The organism is Paenibacillus sp. FSL W8-1187 (genome assembly GCF_037965485.1).
GTDB classification, from domain to species: domain Bacteria; phylum Bacillota; class Bacilli; order Paenibacillales; family Paenibacillaceae; genus Paenibacillus_O; species Paenibacillus_O pasadenensis.
Window position 1 is genome coordinate 954,592 of record NZ_CP150181.1, and the last position, 15,684, is coordinate 970,275.

A 15,684-nucleotide genomic window follows, 5' to 3' on the forward strand; every position below is an offset into this window, starting at 1 on the left:
GCTGCGCAAGCCGGAAAAAAGGCTGTGAATCGATGAAGCCCTCTTCTACGAGCAAGGCCGCGGCCTTGCTGCTGCTCACCGGCATGGTCGCCGCAGCCTGCTCCGGCGGCAACGCCGAGCAGCCGTCGCCCAAACCGTCGGCGGCCGCTTCGCCGTCCGCGACCGAAGGACCGGTCGGCACGCCGGTCCCGACCGCATCCGCGGCGCCGGCATCCGTCGTCGTCACGGATATCGGCGATCACAAGTTCCGCGAGCAGATCGTCAAGCTGCTCGAGAGCGGGATCGCGACGCCCTCTTCAGGAGGCTTGTTCGAGCCTTCCGCGCCGGTCACGAAGGGCGATTTCCTGCGCTGGATGACCGCTTACGACGACAAAGGCCTGGAGGACGCAGACCTGTCGAAGCCGCCGATGTATCCCGATCTCGAAGCGGACAGTCCCGATTACGGCTGGATCCATGGACTGGTCGAGGCAGGCCGGCTCGGGGCCGAGCCGGGCAAGCCGCTGCAGCTGGACGGGCCGCTGCAGCGCGGCGAGCTGGCGCGGCTGTGGGCCTGGTACCAGGACCGCGCGTCGATCAAGGAGTCCGATCGGGACCGTCTTTCATCCGAGGTGGTGATCATGAGCCGCGAGGACCGCAAGGAGATTCCCGAGCCTTACATTCGCGCGGTCGCGCACTATGTATCCGTGGCAGACGGGAAGCCGTATCTCCGGACGTTCGGCGACACGTCCCGCCTGGCGGCAGAGGCGCTCGTCAGCCGCTCGCAGGCCGCGTACTGGATCGTCGAGAACGCGGGCGAGGAGTCGGGCGGAGACGGCTTCTCGCCTCCCGCGCCTAAGGTGCAGGTCGAGGTCCAAGGCATCGAGGAGGCCGCCCCCGCTGCCGCCCCGTCCGACATCGCCGGCCACAAGCGCGAAGCCGCCGTCGCCAAGCTGGCCGGACAGGTCGCCGGCGTGCTGGACGGCTCGGGGGCTTTCCGCCCGGACGAGCCGATCCTGCGCTTCGAGTTCATCCGCTGGATGGCGGCGTATGACGACAAGGGCGTCATTCCTTTCCGCGCGCCGGAGCCGACCTACTCCGACGTCAAGCAGCAGGACGAAGGCTACGAGCTGGTGGAGGGCCTGACGCAGGCCGGCATCATCTCGGGCTTCCCCGACGGCACGATGCGGCTGTCCGAGCCGCTCACCCGCGAGCAGCTGACCGTGCTGTGGGGCTGGTACCAGCGCTACGGCCTCGTCGTCAAGCCTTTGGCGGCGGAGGTATCCGAGGTCAATCTGCGCAACTTCGAGGATCGGGACAAGGTCGGCAAGATCTTTCTCGGCGGCGTTCAAGCCTACGTCAGCTCGAACTGGGACACGCCGCCGTACCTCGATACGTTCGGAGCGGACAAGAAGCTCGAGCCGCAAAAGCCGGTCACGCGCGCCGAGGCGGCCTACTGGATCACGCAGAATGCCGAAGTCGAGGCGGAGGACTGAGATGGACGCGCTCGACGGAGCGAGGCGCGGCCGGCTGGCGCGGCTGCTGCGCGACGAACGCGGAGGCATGTCGCTGCTCGGCATCGGCATGATGGCGATGTTCATTCTGCTCGCGATCTATCTGTTCTACTTCTACACGGTGTTCATCGAGAAGCGCCAGGCGCAGAACGTCGCGGACGCGGCGGCGCTGGCGGCGGTGGAGACGATCAAGGAGCTGTACGAGGAAGCGCTGGAGCAGGAGGCGGGCGTCCAGGCGCGCAAGCTGCATGAAGGCGAGCAGGAGGCGCGGAGGACGCCGGAGCCGACTCCTACGCCCGTGCCGACGCCGACGCCGAGCTCGCCGGCGGGAGAGCTGCCGGACGCGACCGCCACGCCGACGCCGAGCGCTCTGCCATCCGAGCGGGGCGAATTCGACGACGAGCGCCTCTATGACGAGATCGTCGAGGAAGAGCGGTTTCGCGATGCCGGCTGGCTGTCGGACAACTGGATGCGCATCGTCCGGGAACGGTATTTCGCCGACTCCTTCACCGCCACGCGCAACGGCGATCTGCTCTACGACACGGTCAAGCGCCAGTCGGGCCGCATCAGCGCGGCCGCCCGCGAGACGGCCCGGCGCAACGAAGGCTTGCCGAACGGCGGACTGGAGTTCCCGTACGAGCGCAAGCCGAAGTTCCTGCTGGAGTCGGGCCGTACGATCACCCTCGAGACGATCGGCATTCGGAGCGACTTGACGGCCAAGGCGGCGGCGGCGCTCGGCTCCAAGGAGATTCCGATCGACGTCAGCAGCAAGGTGCCGATGATGATTTACTGGTAGGCAAGGCAGCAGGGCTAGGCCGGCTCTTCCGAGCGGGCAGCGAAACCGACAAGCGCCATGGAGGCGGCTTAGGCGCCTCCCTGGCGCTTTTTTTGGGCTTGGAGAGATCGGGCCAAGCGCAGCCATCCATGTGAAATAATGGGAATCGACCTGAAATCCGATGCCTAGGAACGGTTGTCCCGTCCTGCTACGCTGGAGGAGAGAGGAGCTGATGGCGACAAAATATGAAAGCGTTTCCTTATCGGCTTGATCTCCATCCCATTTCCCAAGGAGGACCATGATGAACAAACGAATCGCCTGGCTGCTGCTGCTCAGCCTGCTCGCCGCGGTCGCCGTCCCGGCCGGAGCGGCTACCGCCTATAGCGGCGAGGTCGCGCTCGGCGCGGGCTCGTACTCGACGGTGCTGCCGCCCGGAGCGGTCAACGTGCAAAGCCAGATCTACAAGACGGGCAACGTCACCGGCGCGATGCCGACCAACGACTGGTGGAGCAACCTCGCCTGGGACACGTACTCGGAAGCCCAGTATCCGCATCCGCTGGCGATGAAAAACGGCTCCGGCGGCATCCGCATCTACTATCCGGGCAACCGGATCACGGCCAACTCGAGCTGCGTCTGCGGCTGGATCAACGACATCCACGACTTCACGGTCGGCCACTCGGCCGTCGCGAGCTTCCCGGACGCCAAGGTCGACGGCTTCAGCGACTGGTTCGTCAAAGCCCAGTACAAGAGCGGCGCGAGCGAGATGAACGTCAGCTACGGCCACGGCTCGCCGTATGTGTATTTCACCTACGCGGGCGGCAGCCCGAAAATCAGCTTTTATGACACGCCGACGATCTGGTCGGGCAGCGCCTCGACGCCGGTGCTCGGCATCACGGTCGCGGGCGCGCATTACGGCCTGTTCGGCGCCAGCGGCACGACGTGGAGCGGCATCGGCGGCAAGACGCTGACGAACAGCGGCACGAGCTACTTCTCCGTCGCGGCGCTGCCGGACAACTCCGCGGCGACGCTGTCGAAGTTCGCCCAGTACGCCTACTCGCATGTGACGGGCACGACGGCCAGCTATTCGTACAACGCCTCCGCCAGCGAGGTGACGACGACGTACGCGTTCACGACTCAGGCCAAGCAGGGCACGCAGACGGGCACGCTGTTCGCGCTCTATCCGCATCAGTGGAAGAACAGCAGCACGGCGCTGACTTCGTACACCTACAACTCCGTGCGCGGCCAGATGAAGGTGGGGGAAGGAAGCTCCTTCCAGACGAAGATGAAGTATTACGGAGTATTGCCTAGCCTGCCGGACAAAGGCTCGTACAACCGCCAGCAGCTGCAGCAGTACGTCGACCAGGCGGAAGCCGAGACGTACACGGGCGACGGCGACACGTACTGGATCGGCAAGCGCCTCGGCAAGCTCGCCTCGCTCGCCCCGATCGCCGACCAGGTCGGCGACACGACGGCGGCGAACAAGTTCCGCAGCGAGATCAAGACGATCCTGCAAAGCTGGTTCAAGTCGAGCGACAGCGCCGGCAATCTGAAATCGTCGCAGGTGTTCTACTACAACAACACCTGGGGAACGGTCATCGGCTACCCGGCCAGCTACGGCTCGAACAACGAGCTGAACGACCATCATTTCCACTATGGCTACTTCATCAAGGCGGCCGCCGAGATCGCACGCGTGGACAAAGCCTGGGCGACGCAGTGGGGACCGATGGTCAACCTGCTCATCCGCGACATCGCGAGCAGCAGCCGCAGCGACTCGATGTTCCCGTACCTGCGCAACTTCGATCCGTACGCGGGCCACTCCTGGGCGGCCGGCCATGCGCGCTTCGGCGACGGCAACAACAACGAATCCTCCTCCGAGGGCATGAACGCCTGGGCGGGCATGATCCTGTGGGGCCAGGCGACCGGCGACACGACCGCGCGCGACACGGGCATCTACCTGTACACGACCGAGATGAACGCGATCAACGAATACTGGTTCGACGTCAACAACCAGAACCGACCGGCCGGCTTCACGCGCTCCACGGCGAGCATGGTATGGGGCGGCAAGACCGTCGGCGACGGCACCTGGTGGACCGGCAACCCGGAGGAAGTGCACGGCATCAACTGGCTGCCCTTCACCGGCGCCTCGCTCTACCTGACGCAGTACCCGGACTACACGACGCGCAACTACAACGCGCTGGTGTCGGAGAACGGCGGCACGAGCTTTGACGCGTGGGAGGACCTGATCTACATGTACCGCGCGATCTCGAACCCCGGCGAAGCCAAAAGCTTCTGGACCTCGCGCGGCGGCGCGCTGTCGGCAGAAGCGGGCAATTCCAAAGCGTTCGCGTACCACTGGATCTACAATCTCGACGCGATCGGCAACCAGGACCGCACGGTCACGGCCAATACGCCGGCCTATGCCGTGTTCAACAAAAACGGCGTGAAGACCTACACCGCCTACAACCTGACGAACTCGGCGATCACGGTGACGTTCTCCGACGGCAAGACGATGAGCGTGCCGGCGAACGGCTCGGCGACGGAAGGCGCGGGCGGCAGCAATCCGACCCCGACGCCTACACCAACGCCAACGCCGACGGCGACGCCAACGGCGACACCGACGCCGCCGGCTGGCCAGACCTACACCCATGCGGACTTCACCGCCACGGTGACGAAGAGCGGCTCCTCGGAGTCGATCGCGTTCACGCCCAGCACCGCCGCGGTCTATGTGGACGTCCACTATCTTGTGAACGGAGCGAACCAGCAGAACGTGCGCATGGTCAAGAGCGGCTCGACCTGGACGCACACGATCCAGGGGCTGGCCTCCGGGCAGTCGATCGAGCTGTGGTTCACCTACGAGAAGAGCGGCCCTCAGTATGATTCGCCGCATTATACGTATACACATTAGCGATTAGACAGGCGGCGTAGGAGCAACGACTAAAGGAGCGTCCGTACCGTTCTAACGAGCGGTTCGGACGCTTTTTCGGTTGGAACCCGTTATAGTCGTTTTTGCTCCGCCTTGAAGCTCCCGGCGGTGTTAGGATGAATGAGAAGACATCATTCGATGGCCGATAGGGGGCAGATTCATGGGAAATCATGTTTCATCTAGCGGGGAGGATCAGCTCTTCCAGCTCGACGGGGAGCACATCATGCTGAGAGAGTTCATCGCCGAGGATCTGGATCGTTTTCACTCCTTGACCTGGCAGCCGGAGATTCATTCCTACTTGCCGGGCTGGAACGTATCCAAGGACACGCGCAAGGAGTGGCTTCTCCAATATGAGATTCCGGAGACCAAGCGGTTTCTGCAGGCGGTCAAGCAAAAAGAAGACGTCGGCGAGCTGCGTCTTCGGTTGGGTATTTTTTGAAGGAGACGGGGGAGCTGATCGGCTGGTGCTGCTCCGGAATCAAGGATGAGCTGCCCTGGCCGAACCGCGAGATCATGTACGCCGTCTCCAAGGATCATCGAGGCAGAGGCTATGCGGCTCAAGCGGCACAAGCGATGATACGTTATTTGTTTGATCAGGCCGATGTCGAGGCTCTGTGCGCGGTCGCGCTTGTCCGCAACCTGCCGTCCAATCGAGTCCTCGAAAAATGCGGGTTTGATTTTCAGGGCAGGCTGGAGATCGAGCAGGATGAGTACAACTCTTATGTTCTCCGAAGGAGCAATGGGGAGAGGGCGATGACGGAATAGACATGAGGAAAATTCTTGTTGGAAACTCGGACACTTGCCTGGCTGACTTGGATTAAGCTTTGGCTGCGGGAAGAATACAAAACAGGTAAGCGCGGCTGCATGTCGCGTTTACCTGTTTTTCTCGTTGTCGTGGGGGAGTGCGGGGAAGGGCAGGGTGTGGCAGGCGTTAATCGCTGGAGCTCGGGCATTTCTTCCTTCTTCCCGTGTAGGAAGCGACGTTAGGATGTTATTGTGCCATACGTAGCCATGTTTAGTTTTAGTCCATGCTCCCCATGGGGGAGTAACTCAAAGCCCCTTTCTGGCCCCGAGCCCTCCTGACCGTTTCAACCCATGCTCCCCGTACGGGGAGTAACCTTGATGAAGTACATGCCGATCAGCGTCGAGTTCTCGTTTCAATCCACGCTCCCATGCGGGGAGCGACGATGATCGGAAACGTGCTGGCGATGGTCTACGAAGTTTCAATCCACGCTTCCCATGCGGGGAGCGACGCCGGCCCGGGCGATCTTGTGCGTGCCTTGATTGCGTTTCAATCCACGCTCCCCACACGGGGAGCGACCGACACCAGTTTGCCAATGAGATGATTGACGCGGTTTCAATCCACGCTCCCCACACGGGGAGCGACGGAGAGCTTGAAAATCCAGAGCAACGGGACGCCATGTTTCAATCCACGCTCCCCACACGGGGAGCGACGTTGGGCTGTTTTACGTCGGGACTTCCAATACCGTTTCAATCCACGCTCCCCACACGGGGAGCGACGTTGACGCTCCTTCTGCTGATGCCGGCGCATCATGGTTTCAATCCACGCTCCCCACACGGGGAGCGACGGACGAGGCGGTGTTCCATAACCGTTATCCGTCCGTTTCAATCCACGCTCCCCACACGGGGAGCGACGGCAAGGGTCGTAACGGATTGGCTCTGGAGGGTATCGGTTTCAATCCACGCTCCCCACACGGGGAGCGACGAGACGGGCAACAAGCGCCGCCTGACCGGTCCCGAGTTTCAATCCACGTTCCCCACACGGGGAGCGACTACGCGACGCTCTCGACCAAAATCGGCAACATCTCGTTTCAATCCACGCTCCCCACACGGGGAGCGACGAGTATGCAAACTTAATGTTTGACAATACATTTGCGTTTCAATCCACGCTCCCCACACGGGGAGCGACAGGAGATCAACGCGAATGTCTTTTTGATGGAACAGGTTTCAATCCACGCTCCCGGTACGGGGAGCGACCTCTCCCCCTTCGTGTCCATCTTGATGACCTTGGGGTTTCAATCCACGCTCCCGGTACGGGGAGCGACGAGGGAATACACGGATATGATCGAGGAAGCGAAGGTTTCAATCCACGCTCCCGGTACGGGGAGCGACATCAGGCCGCAGCCAGCACCCGCGCCGACCGCGAAGTTTCAATCCACGCTCCCGGTACGGGGAGCGACAGCGAAAAAATGCAGTTACATACCCTGCAGGTATGTAACCATCCTCTTTTCCTACTTCAATCAACTTAAAAAGTATGACCACATTCTTGACATAATCGATAAAGTGTGATTTCAGGCTCGATTCGACAAGTTTCGAGGTGCGAATCCCCCGGGGTTTTCATGGGAGCTTGGCATTCGCACCAAGCACCCGCTCTACTTTCAATCATACTTGATCTTCATTACGCTGCCAATGTCTTCCTTATCGGGCCGGAAGCGCCGTGCTTCCATCGCCTCCAACCTGCCTCCACGCGAAGCCGTCTGAAAGCCAAGCAGGGCTGCCCCCGCGCCGTGAGACGGCGTCGGGAACAGCCCTGCGTTCATTCCATAGATCCTACTCCATCTTCTCCTGGTTGTTGATGTCGATCTGGCCTTCGAACACGTAGGCGTTGTTCAGCATCATGACGTCGCGGAAGAACTGCAGCGGCACGTACGTCTTGCCGTCGACGAGCGCCGGAGCGGCGCCGAGCTCGATTGGAGCCATCTTGTTGTAGACGTAGTAGTCCTTGCCGATCGTCAGCGTCGTGGCGAGGCCGATGCGGCTCGACTTGGTGGACGCGTCCCATGTCAGCTTCTGGCCGAGCGCCTCGACGACGGCGCGCAGCGGCACCATGACCGTGCCGTCCTTGCTCGTATACGGCGATGGACCGGCCAGCTTCTTGCCTTCGACGACGATCGGGAAGCCGGCGACGTCGATCGTTCCGCCTTCGCCTGGCTCCGGCAGCGTGCCGATCGGCGGCACGGCTTCTTCGAACAGCACGACGATCTGCTCCGGCGACGTCTGCGGCGGCAAGCTGCGTGTCGTCACGCTGTATTTGACCGCCAGGGCGCGGCCCTTCAGGTCGCCGGTGAACGCCGTGCCGTCCTCAAGCACGAGCGGGGTCTGCTCGGAAACGTTGAGCACGAGCTGGCCGTCCTCGCTGATCAGCTGTCCGGCGTCGCCTTCCGCAGCCTTGAAGCGGTCGACCTTCCACGAAGCAGTTTCTTCGACCGGCACGAGCACCTCGGCCTCGAATTGCGGCGGGTAGATCATGAGCATCGGCTTCTTGGCGTCGTAGTAGGCGTTCCACTTCGTGCCCGCCTGCAGCTTGTCCGGGGCGGCGACGTAGGTGTCGCCGGAGACGGTCACGTTGGCGATGATCTCGCCTTTGTCATCCTGGAGGGAGACGGTCTTGGCGCCTTCCTTCGTCTTGCTGTCGGAGATTTCCTTCACCGTTCCGGTGACGCTCATATAGTTCGGCACGGCCGGCTGCTGCTGCTCGTTCTGGACGCTCGAGTCCGGCAGCGGCGCGGAGATCGGCACGATCGCTCCCGCCGGGCTGGCGGCGATGACGGAAGATGCGGCAAGGGACAGGGCTGCGACGGACAGCAGGGCTGGAATCGTCTTGGTCGGTTTTTTCATTGCTTTAGTCACTCCTGTTCGGTTATGGGGGTCTGGATACGAGTTATTACCCGTCTTCCTTCTCCCAAACGCGCCGCTGCGTCGGAAGGTTGCATGCCCAAGGCGGAAAAAAACCTGATTTTACCGCAACCTTTCGGGTTGCTGCTGCGTCAGGCGATGCTATTCTCTTCCAGTTGCGACGCGTTCGCCTGTCGACAATCAACACAAATTCGATTATAATCTAATTAGATTGTAATCGAAGGAGTGATGGCATGACGGGGCTTTCGAAGCGGCCGCCTAAGCTGATTCCCGCCTGTTGGAGCACGGAGCGCCTGACGGTTCGGGAGGTGTCGCCGGAGGACGAGACGGCGGCGAGCCGTCTGTTCGTCGAGGCGGGTCCGCTGCCGGAATGGACCGGCCGTTCGGCCGAAGAAGGCTATGTCGGTCGGGTGCTGAAAGGGAATCCCGATGTGCCCCCTGGCGGCAGCGCGGATCGGGTCCGCCTGCAGCTCGCCTGGCTGCGGGAGGAGGACGGCGCCGCGCGGCCGGCCGCCATCCTGGAGCTGTACCACGGTTATCCGGGCGAGGAGGATTTGTACATCGGTTATTTTGGCGTCGACGCTTCGTTGCGGGGGACTGGCATCGGGCGCGAGCTCGTCGAGGGCATCGCCGCGCAGGCCGAAGCTCTCGGCTTTCGCAGGATAAGGGCGGCGGTTGATTTGAAAAATTGGACCGGACTCCGCTTTTGGGTTACGCTGGGATTCGCCGAGGCGGTCAAGGTGGTCGGCGACGCCGTGCTCAGCGCTTCGACGTTCGGGCAGATCGAGCTGGCGCGCCGGCTCGGCTAGCGCAGCCGGTTTCGGGCGAAACAACGACCAAGGCCCCCGTCCCGATCAGGGACGAGGGCCTTGGCAGACCGCCGGAGGACGCTGCTCAGCCGAGCTTGGCCAGCTCGCGCCGCACGATCGGGGCGACCTTCGTACCGAGCAGCTCGATCGAGCGCAGCACGTCGCGATGCGGCACGGCGCTGACGTCGACATGATGGAAGAAGCGCGTCACGCCGAGGTTCTTGTGAAGCAGCAGGATCTTTTCCGCGACGTACTCCGGATCGCCGACGTACAGCGCGCCGCGCGGATCGCAGGCGGCGTCGAACGCCCGGCGGTCGAAGCTCGCCTGCCAGCCGCGCTCGGCGCCGATCTTGTTCATCTGCGCGCGGTACGGCTCATACAGCAGGTCGGCCGCAGCCTGCTTCGTGTCGGCGAGGAAGCCGTGGGAGTGCGTCGCGATCTGCAGCTTGGACACGTCATGTCCGGCTTGGGCGGCGGCGCGCTTGTACAGGTCGACGAGCGGCGCGAAGCTCTCCGGCATGCCGCCGATGATCGCATAGGCGACAGGCAGGCCGAGCAGGCCGGCGCGGATCGTCGACTGCGAGTTGCCGCCGGTGGCGATCCAGACCGGCAGCGGATCCTGCACCGCGCGCGGGTAGACGCCGCGGTCCTCGATCGCCGGGCGCAGGCCGCCGCGCCAGCTTACCTTTTCCGACTTGGCGATGTCGAGCAGCAGCTCGAGCTTCTCGTCGAACAGCTCGTTGTAATCGTCGAGGCTATAGCCGAACAAAGGGAACGACTCGATGAACGAGCCCCGTCCCGCCATGATTTCGGCGCGTCCGTTCGAGATGCCGTCGAGCGTCGCGAACTGCTGGTACACGCGCACGGGATCGTCGGACGACAGCACCGTCACGGCGCTCGTCAGGCGGATATGCTTGGTCTGCGCGGCCGCGGCCGCCAGAATGACCGCCGGCGCGGAGCCGGCGTAGTCCGGGCGGTGATGCTCGCCGATGCCGTAGACGTCGAGCCCGACCTGGTCGGCGAGCACGATCTCCTCGACCGCCTCGCGCAGCCGCTCGGCGTGATTTTTCGGCTGGCCCGTCCCCGGATGCGGCGCCGCCTCTAGGAACGTGCTGATGCCGATTTCCATCGATGCCATATCGTTCATCTCCAATCTAGATGCTTCATGGCTTCATCATACTATAAAATATAATGTTTCTCAACTATAGTAAGTCAAAAGGGGGAGCTGGAATGCGGAAGACCGATGTCCGTCCGTGGACGCCGCAATGGCGGGAGCGGGCGGAGACGGAGATGGCCTGGCTCGAGGCGATGCTCGGCGGCGAGCTGCTGGAGCTGCATCACATCGGCAGCACGTCGGTCGAGGCGATCGGCTGGGCCAAGCCGGTCGTCGACCTGCTCGCCGTCGTGCGCAGCGTGCAGGCGCTGGACGCGCTGGAGGACGCCTTTGCGCAGCTCGGGTACGAGGCCAAGGGAGAGAACGGAATTCCTGGACGTCGCTTTTATGCCCAGGGAGGAGACCGGCGAACCGCGCATCTGCATGCGTTCGAGGCGGGAGCGCCGCAGATCGGCGTCCACCTGCGGTTCCGCGACTATCTGGAGGCGCATCCGGAGCGCGCGCGAGCGTACGGCGAGCATAAGCGCGAGCTGGCGGAGCGGTTCCCGGACGATACGCATGCATACCAGGAGGCCAAGCAGCCGTTCGTGCAGCGGCTCGTGCAGGAGGCGGAGGCATGGGCGGAGGCGGCGGAAAGGATGGCGGCTGGAGATGCCGAGGCGCGGAAGCTGGAGAGCGAGTCCGGAGAAGACTCCGCCCGTCCGCCGCGCCGTTCCGAGGACGAGATGACGGCGCTTATCCTTGGCGTCGCCCGGGCGGACGAGCGCGTCCGCGCCGTCTGCCTGAACGGCTCGCGCGTCAATCCGCTGGCGCCGCGAGACAAGCTCCAGGACTACGACGTCGTCTACCTCGTGACGGAGCTGGACGCATACCTCACCGACGACAGCTGGATCGACGTGTTCGGCGAGCGCGTCATCCTGCAGATGCCGGAGCGGATGGGGCTGATCCCCCCGGACGGCGGCGGGCGCTTCGCCTATCTGATGCAGCTGGCGGACGGCAACCGGATCGACCTGCGGCTCATCCCGCTGGAGCAGACGGACGCATATTTGGCCGAGGACCGGCTGACCCGCATCCTGCTCGACAAGGACGGCAGGCTGCCGGAGCTGCCGGAGCCGAGCGACGCGGACTTCCATGTCCGGCCGCCGCGCGGAAGCGAGTTCGCCGACTGCGCGAATGAGTTCTGGTGGGTATCGACCTACGTCGCCAAGGGGCTGTGGCGCGACGAGCCGCTGTACGCGCTCGACCATCTGAACGGCCCGGTGCGGGCGATGCTGCTGCAGATGCTGGACTGGCAGGCGGGAGCTCGGCACGGCTTCGCCGTCAGCACGGGCAAAAGCGGCAAGTACCTGGACCGCTGGCTGCCGGCCGAATCGTGGCAGGCGCTGCTCGCGACCTACCCGTCCGCGGACCGCGAGTCGGTCTGGACGGCGCTGCTGCGCATGGCCGAGCTGTTCCGCTCGTCGGCGCGCGATGTCGCCGCCCGGCTGGGCCTGGCGTACGACGAGGAGGAGGAGCGCCGCGTGCGCCGCTATCTGCTCGAGGTGAAAAGCGATACGGGACAGCGCTAGCGCCCCGGCCGGCCGGATTCAAGGCTCCGCCCGGCACCGCGGCGGCCGCGCTCCAGCCCGCGCCCGAGGCGCGTCCGAGGCGTGTCTGCCGCATGGCCGACGCGCCTCTCTTTGCGAGACGGGAACCTTTTCTCCATGCAGCGCGTCCGTAGGAAGGAAGAGGAGGGAAAGTCATGAAACGAATGCTGCACCCAAAAGCGCTGGCGGCGCTGCTGCTCGCCGGCCTGCTGGCGGGCGGCTGCTCGTCCGGGCCGGAGCTGCCGTCCGGCAGCGGAGCTCAGGCCTCGTCCGGGAGCCCCGCTCCGGCTGAGGCGCAGGCAGAAGCCGGAGCGCTGCCCGAGCAAGGACGGGCGGCCGTCGTCAGCCGCTCGCTCGGCTTCGGCGAGGTCAACCCGGCTCCGCTCGCGCTGTTCGAGGAGAGCGCGGAGATCGAGCCTTTCGAGGAAGCGATCCGCTCCAGCGAGCGGATCGAGGGCATCCTGGACGTGGCCGAGCCCGACCTCGACCTCGTGCTGCAGAGCGAGAGCGGCGCGAGGAAGGCGTATCATCTGTGGCTTCCGCTCGGCGGTCCCCGGACGGAAGGGATGAAGGGCATGGCGATGGAGGTCGCAAATACCCATACCGGGTACACGATCTCTGCGGCGGCGGCGAAGCAGCTGGCCGAGCTTGTCTTGAGCAAGGGCTACACGTCCGAGCAAGCTGTCAAGAACGGCGACGTCGTTTTCGGCCTCCGAGGACAGTTCAACGCGGACGTCTGGCAGGCGTTCGCCGAGAAGGTCGGGCGGGGCGAGGAGGCGGCCGTCCAGATCACGTCGTATACGATCGAGGGGGCTCCGATCTTCGAGAACCTGTCGCTTGAAGACGGCACGATCCGCTACCGGAGAGACGACCGCTTCGACGGCTATGCGACCAAGGAGCATCCCCGGATCTATTTCTGCAAGCGGCTGGAGGAAGGGGAGGCCGGCGAGGATACGGTCTATTCGCTGGCGGAGTGCGGCGAGGAAGCCTCGCCGTTCCTGCTGCGGCTGAGCGGCACGGGCGGCGGGAGCTAGATGAAAAAGGAGGAGAAGCCCATGATGGAGCATCTCGTATCGTTCAAATTCAACCGGCCGCTGGAGGCGGCCGAGCAGGAGGAGCTGCTCGCGCTGCTGCGCGGGCTGCGGGGGCAGGTGCCGGGCATCATCGAGCTGACCTGCGGCTTCAACGAGACGGAGGAGACGGACAACATCCACGGCTTCACGCTCGGCCTGCGCGTCACGTTCACGGATCGGGAGGCGCTGCGCGACTACGGTCCGCATCCGGCGCATCAGGCGTTCGTCTCGCGGCTGGAAGGGCTCGTGGAGCAGGTCGTCGTCGTCGACTACCCGTTCGGATGAGCCCGGCCGCGGACAAGACGATCTACCTGATCCGCCACGCCCGCGCGTCCGGTCAGGAGCCGCAGGCCGAGCTGACGGCGGAGGGAGCGGTCCAGGCGGAGCGCCTGGCGGAGCTTCTCGCCGGCCGCGGCATCGAGCGCATCGTCTCGAGCCCGTACTTGCGGGCGCTGGATACGATCGCGCCGTTCGCGGCGGCGGCGGGACTGCCGGTCGAGGAGGACGCGCGGCTGGCCGAGCGCGTGCTGTCCGCCGCGCCGCTGCCGGATTGGGAGGAGCGGCTGCGCGCCTCCTTCCTCGATCCGGAGCTGCGGCTGGACGGCGGCGAAAGCGGGCGCGAGGCGCTGGAGCGAGGCCAAGCCGCAATCGCGGAGCTGGAGCGGAGCGTGGGCGCGGGCAAGGCCGCGGCGGCGGTATCGCACGGCAACCTGCTGGCGCTGCTCGTCGGGGCGTTCGACCCGGCGTTCGGCTATGACGGGTGGCGCGCGATGCGCAATCCCGATGTGTTCGAGCTCGCGATCGGCGAGGGCGGAGCCCGGATCAGGCCGATCCGGGACGGCAAGTAACGATGGACCGGCAGCGGGGCTGCCGGTTTTTTTCGCCTCCGGCGGGCATGCGTGTGACGGAATTCACGGTATCATCCGCCCGGATCGGGTAAGGAAGGAGAGGACGGCGCCGAATGGAGGGAACGCGCATGAGCACGAGCCAGGCATGGTGCCGGCAGCGTGCATGACGGCGCAGCTGCCCCATGCTGCGGCTCTAACGACGAATCAGCTCGCTAGAGCCTCTTTTTCACGTCTCCCCGGAATCTAACGACGCGCCAGACGCTAAGAAAGCCAAATTCCTCTGAAAACGAGGGATTTCAGCCGTTTTTCAGCGGTTAAGCGTCTCACGCGTCGTTAGCTTCGCCAACAGGCGGTTTTCTGCTGTCTAACGAGCTCAGGCGTCGTAAGCCTCGAAGCAAGCAGGCGCATGCGCATCGGACTGCCCCGCAACGAATCGGTCCCATGGCGCGTCTAACCGATGTTCATATCGATATCTGGATTGTGAAAGGAGAGGCGCCCATGACGATATCCCCCTGGCTCTGGCCCTTGCCCGTGCTGGCTGTGCTGGCGCTGGCCTTCATCTATAGCCGCCGCAAGGAGCAGGAGCGCCATCTGCTCTGGAAGCTGCTCGGCTATCTGCTGCTCGGCGCCTTCATGCTGCGCCTGAACGGCTTCCCGCTGCCGCTCGGCTATGCGCTGTTCCTGCTGCTGCTCCAGGCGAAGCCCAAGCCGAACCGCGCCGCCAAGCACAGCGCCGCGTTCGCGGGCTTGCTGCTGTTTTTCCTGGCGCTTGCCTTGCCGGCAGCCGAGCAGAGCTGGCTCGAACGCGAGCGCAGCTATCCGGTGGAGGCGGCCCAGATCTCGCAGCTGTCCCTGCAGGATGACTGGGAGCGGTTCAAGGGAGAAGACGCCGCGAGCTCCGAGGATCGGCTGGAGCGCTTCGAGTTCGTCTATGACCGGAGCGGAGCGGTGATTCAGTTGAACTATGCGGTCAGCGTCTGGAGCGGGAACGGCTCGTATCGCTACCAGGTCGAGTACGCGCCGGAGAAAGGCCATGCGGTCGTGCAGCGGCTCGGCCGAGATGGCGGAGGCTCGCCTCCCGATGGGTTAAGCGCCGAACTGGTGCTGGAGCGCCTGCGGCCGGAAGTTCTGGCCGAGCTTGCTCCCGCGCCGGAGAGGGCGGATGCGGACCGGCTGCGGCTGGAGGTGCCGACGATGTGGTTCGCCAACGGTACGGCGTTTTTGGATCCGAAGGGCTTCCAGCCCGCCTTCCGGATCGGCCACGACGGCGAGGTCGAGCCGCTGCCGAACGTAGCGGAGCCGTACGAGACAGCCGCTGCGGTCGTCGTGTACGGCTGCCGCGATCCGGAGCTGTTCGAGGGCTGCGCCGCGCCCGCATACTACTTGTTCTAAAGCGGCCGGCCACGACA

At 64.4% G+C, this 15,684-nt stretch carries 13 protein-coding genes and 1 CRISPR repeat array; of the genes, 11 read left to right on the plus strand and 2 right to left on the minus strand.

Going from position 1 to position 15,684, the window contains the following annotated elements; all coding sequences use genetic code 11:
• Positions 1–32 precede the first annotated feature (32 nt).
• The 5 genes from NYE40_RS04230 to NYE40_RS04250 all read left to right on the plus strand — a co-directional run bounded on the left by NYE40_RS04230 (position 33) and on the right by NYE40_RS04250 (position 5,953).
• Positions 33–1,472, plus strand: a complete 1,440-nt coding sequence (locus NYE40_RS04230) for an S-layer homology domain-containing protein (RefSeq protein ID WP_028600226.1) — start codon at positions 33–35, stop codon at positions 1,470–1,472.
• Between the two features lies 1 nt (position 1,473).
• Positions 1,474–2,286, plus strand: a complete 813-nt coding sequence (locus tag NYE40_RS04235) for a pilus assembly protein TadG-related protein (protein WP_028600227.1) — start codon at positions 1,474–1,476, stop codon at positions 2,284–2,286.
• A gap of 280 nt (positions 2,287–2,566) precedes the next feature.
• On the plus strand, positions 2,567–5,170 hold the full coding sequence (locus NYE40_RS04240) for a glycosyl hydrolase (RefSeq protein ID WP_101808542.1): 2,604 nt from the start codon (positions 2,567–2,569) through the stop codon (positions 5,168–5,170).
• A 178-nt stretch (positions 5,171–5,348) separates the two neighbouring features.
• The gene (locus tag NYE40_RS04245; protein ID WP_339279328.1) at positions 5,349–5,627 is read left to right on the plus strand and encodes a hypothetical protein; all 279 of its coding nucleotides are present in this window, start codon (positions 5,349–5,351) and stop codon (positions 5,625–5,627) included.
• Positions 5,624–5,953, plus strand: a complete 330-nt coding sequence (locus tag NYE40_RS04250) for a GNAT family N-acetyltransferase (protein WP_339279330.1) — start codon at positions 5,624–5,626, stop codon at positions 5,951–5,953. Before NYE40_RS04245 ends, NYE40_RS04250 begins: the two co-directional genes overlap by 4 nt.
• A gap of 252 nt (positions 5,954–6,205) precedes the next feature.
• A CRISPR array of direct repeats spans positions 6,206–7,389; the repeat unit is 33 nt; unit sequence GTTTCAATCCACGCTCCCCACACGGGGAGCGAC.
• A 370-nt stretch (positions 7,390–7,759) separates the two neighbouring features.
• On the opposite strand, the gene NYE40_RS04255 is transcribed toward NYE40_RS04250, so the two are convergent.
• Positions 7,760–8,827, minus strand: a complete 1,068-nt coding sequence (locus NYE40_RS04255) for a copper amine oxidase N-terminal domain-containing protein (protein ID WP_339279332.1) — start codon at positions 8,825–8,827, stop codon at positions 7,760–7,762.
• Between the two features lie 251 nt (positions 8,828–9,078).
• Here NYE40_RS04255 and NYE40_RS04260 point away from each other — a divergent pair, with 251 nt between their 5' ends.
• Positions 9,079–9,654 (plus strand): GNAT family N-acetyltransferase, encoded by a 576-nt coding sequence (locus NYE40_RS04260; RefSeq protein WP_052333535.1) that lies wholly within the window; start codon positions 9,079–9,081, stop codon positions 9,652–9,654.
• Between the two features lie 85 nt (positions 9,655–9,739).
• Here the strand turns inward: NYE40_RS04260 and NYE40_RS04265 are convergent, their stop codons facing one another.
• The gene (locus tag NYE40_RS04265) at positions 9,740–10,801 is read right to left on the minus strand and encodes an LLM class flavin-dependent oxidoreductase (protein ID WP_028600232.1); all 1,062 of its coding nucleotides are present in this window, start codon (positions 10,799–10,801) and stop codon (positions 9,740–9,742) included.
• A gap of 83 nt (positions 10,802–10,884) precedes the next feature.
• On the opposite strand from NYE40_RS04265, the gene NYE40_RS04270 reads away from it, so the two are divergent.
• The 5 genes from NYE40_RS04270 to NYE40_RS04290 all read left to right on the plus strand — a co-directional run bounded on the left by NYE40_RS04270 (position 10,885) and on the right by NYE40_RS04290 (position 15,667).
• Entirely contained in the window at positions 10,885–12,336 is a 1,452-nt protein-coding gene (locus NYE40_RS04270; protein ID WP_194843263.1) for an aminoglycoside 6-adenylyltransferase, read from the plus strand.
• A gap of 173 nt (positions 12,337–12,509) precedes the next feature.
• Positions 12,510–13,388, plus strand: a complete 879-nt coding sequence (locus NYE40_RS04275) for a DUF4362 domain-containing protein (RefSeq protein WP_153782810.1) — start codon at positions 12,510–12,512, stop codon at positions 13,386–13,388.
• Positions 13,389–13,409: 21 nt separating this feature from the next.
• Positions 13,410–13,712 carry a Dabb family protein gene (locus tag NYE40_RS04280; RefSeq protein ID WP_153782811.1) on the plus strand — a complete coding sequence of 101 codons (303 nt, stop codon included), beginning with the start codon at positions 13,410–13,412 and terminating at the stop codon, positions 13,710–13,712.
• Positions 13,709–14,275, plus strand: coding sequence for a histidine phosphatase family protein (locus tag NYE40_RS04285; protein ID WP_153782812.1), 567 nt, complete (start codon positions 13,709–13,711; stop codon positions 14,273–14,275). Before NYE40_RS04280 ends, NYE40_RS04285 begins: the two co-directional genes overlap by 4 nt.
• A 498-nt stretch (positions 14,276–14,773) precedes the next feature.
• On the plus strand, positions 14,774–15,667 hold the full coding sequence (locus tag NYE40_RS04290) for a hypothetical protein (RefSeq protein ID WP_153782813.1): 894 nt from the start codon (positions 14,774–14,776) through the stop codon (positions 15,665–15,667).
• The last annotated feature ends 17 nt before the right edge of the window (positions 15,668–15,684 follow it).

Bases quoted from the DNA above. Each gene is read 5' to 3' on its own strand.
- NYE40_RS04235 (WP_028600227.1), top strand. From the start codon at position 1,474: ATGGACGCGCTCGACGGAGCGAGGCGCGGCCGGCTGGCGCGGCTGCTG.
- NYE40_RS04255 (WP_339279332.1), bottom strand. From the start codon at position 8,827: ATGAAAAAACCGACCAAGACGATTCCAGCCCTGCTGTCCGTCGCAGCC.
- NYE40_RS04265 (WP_028600232.1), bottom strand. From the start codon at position 10,801: ATGAACGATATGGCATCGATGGAAATCGGCATCAGCACGTTCCTAGAG.
- NYE40_RS04285 (WP_153782812.1), top strand. From the start codon at position 13,709: ATGAGCCCGGCCGCGGACAAGACGATCTACCTGATCCGCCACGCCCGC.
- NYE40_RS04275 (WP_153782810.1), top strand. From the start codon at position 12,510: ATGAAACGAATGCTGCACCCAAAAGCGCTGGCGGCGCTGCTGCTCGCC.
- NYE40_RS04270 (WP_194843263.1), top strand. From the start codon at position 10,885: ATGCGGAAGACCGATGTCCGTCCGTGGACGCCGCAATGGCGGGAGCGG.
- NYE40_RS04245 (WP_339279328.1), top strand. From the start codon at position 5,349: ATGGGAAATCATGTTTCATCTAGCGGGGAGGATCAGCTCTTCCAGCTC.
- NYE40_RS04240 (WP_101808542.1), top strand. From the start codon at position 2,567: ATGAACAAACGAATCGCCTGGCTGCTGCTGCTCAGCCTGCTCGCCGCG.
- NYE40_RS04230 (WP_028600226.1), top strand. From the start codon at position 33: ATGAAGCCCTCTTCTACGAGCAAGGCCGCGGCCTTGCTGCTGCTCACC.
- NYE40_RS04260 (WP_052333535.1), top strand. From the start codon at position 9,079: ATGACGGGGCTTTCGAAGCGGCCGCCTAAGCTGATTCCCGCCTGTTGG.
- NYE40_RS04290 (WP_153782813.1), top strand. From the start codon at position 14,774: ATGACGATATCCCCCTGGCTCTGGCCCTTGCCCGTGCTGGCTGTGCTG.
- NYE40_RS04280 (WP_153782811.1), top strand. From the start codon at position 13,410: ATGATGGAGCATCTCGTATCGTTCAAATTCAACCGGCCGCTGGAGGCG.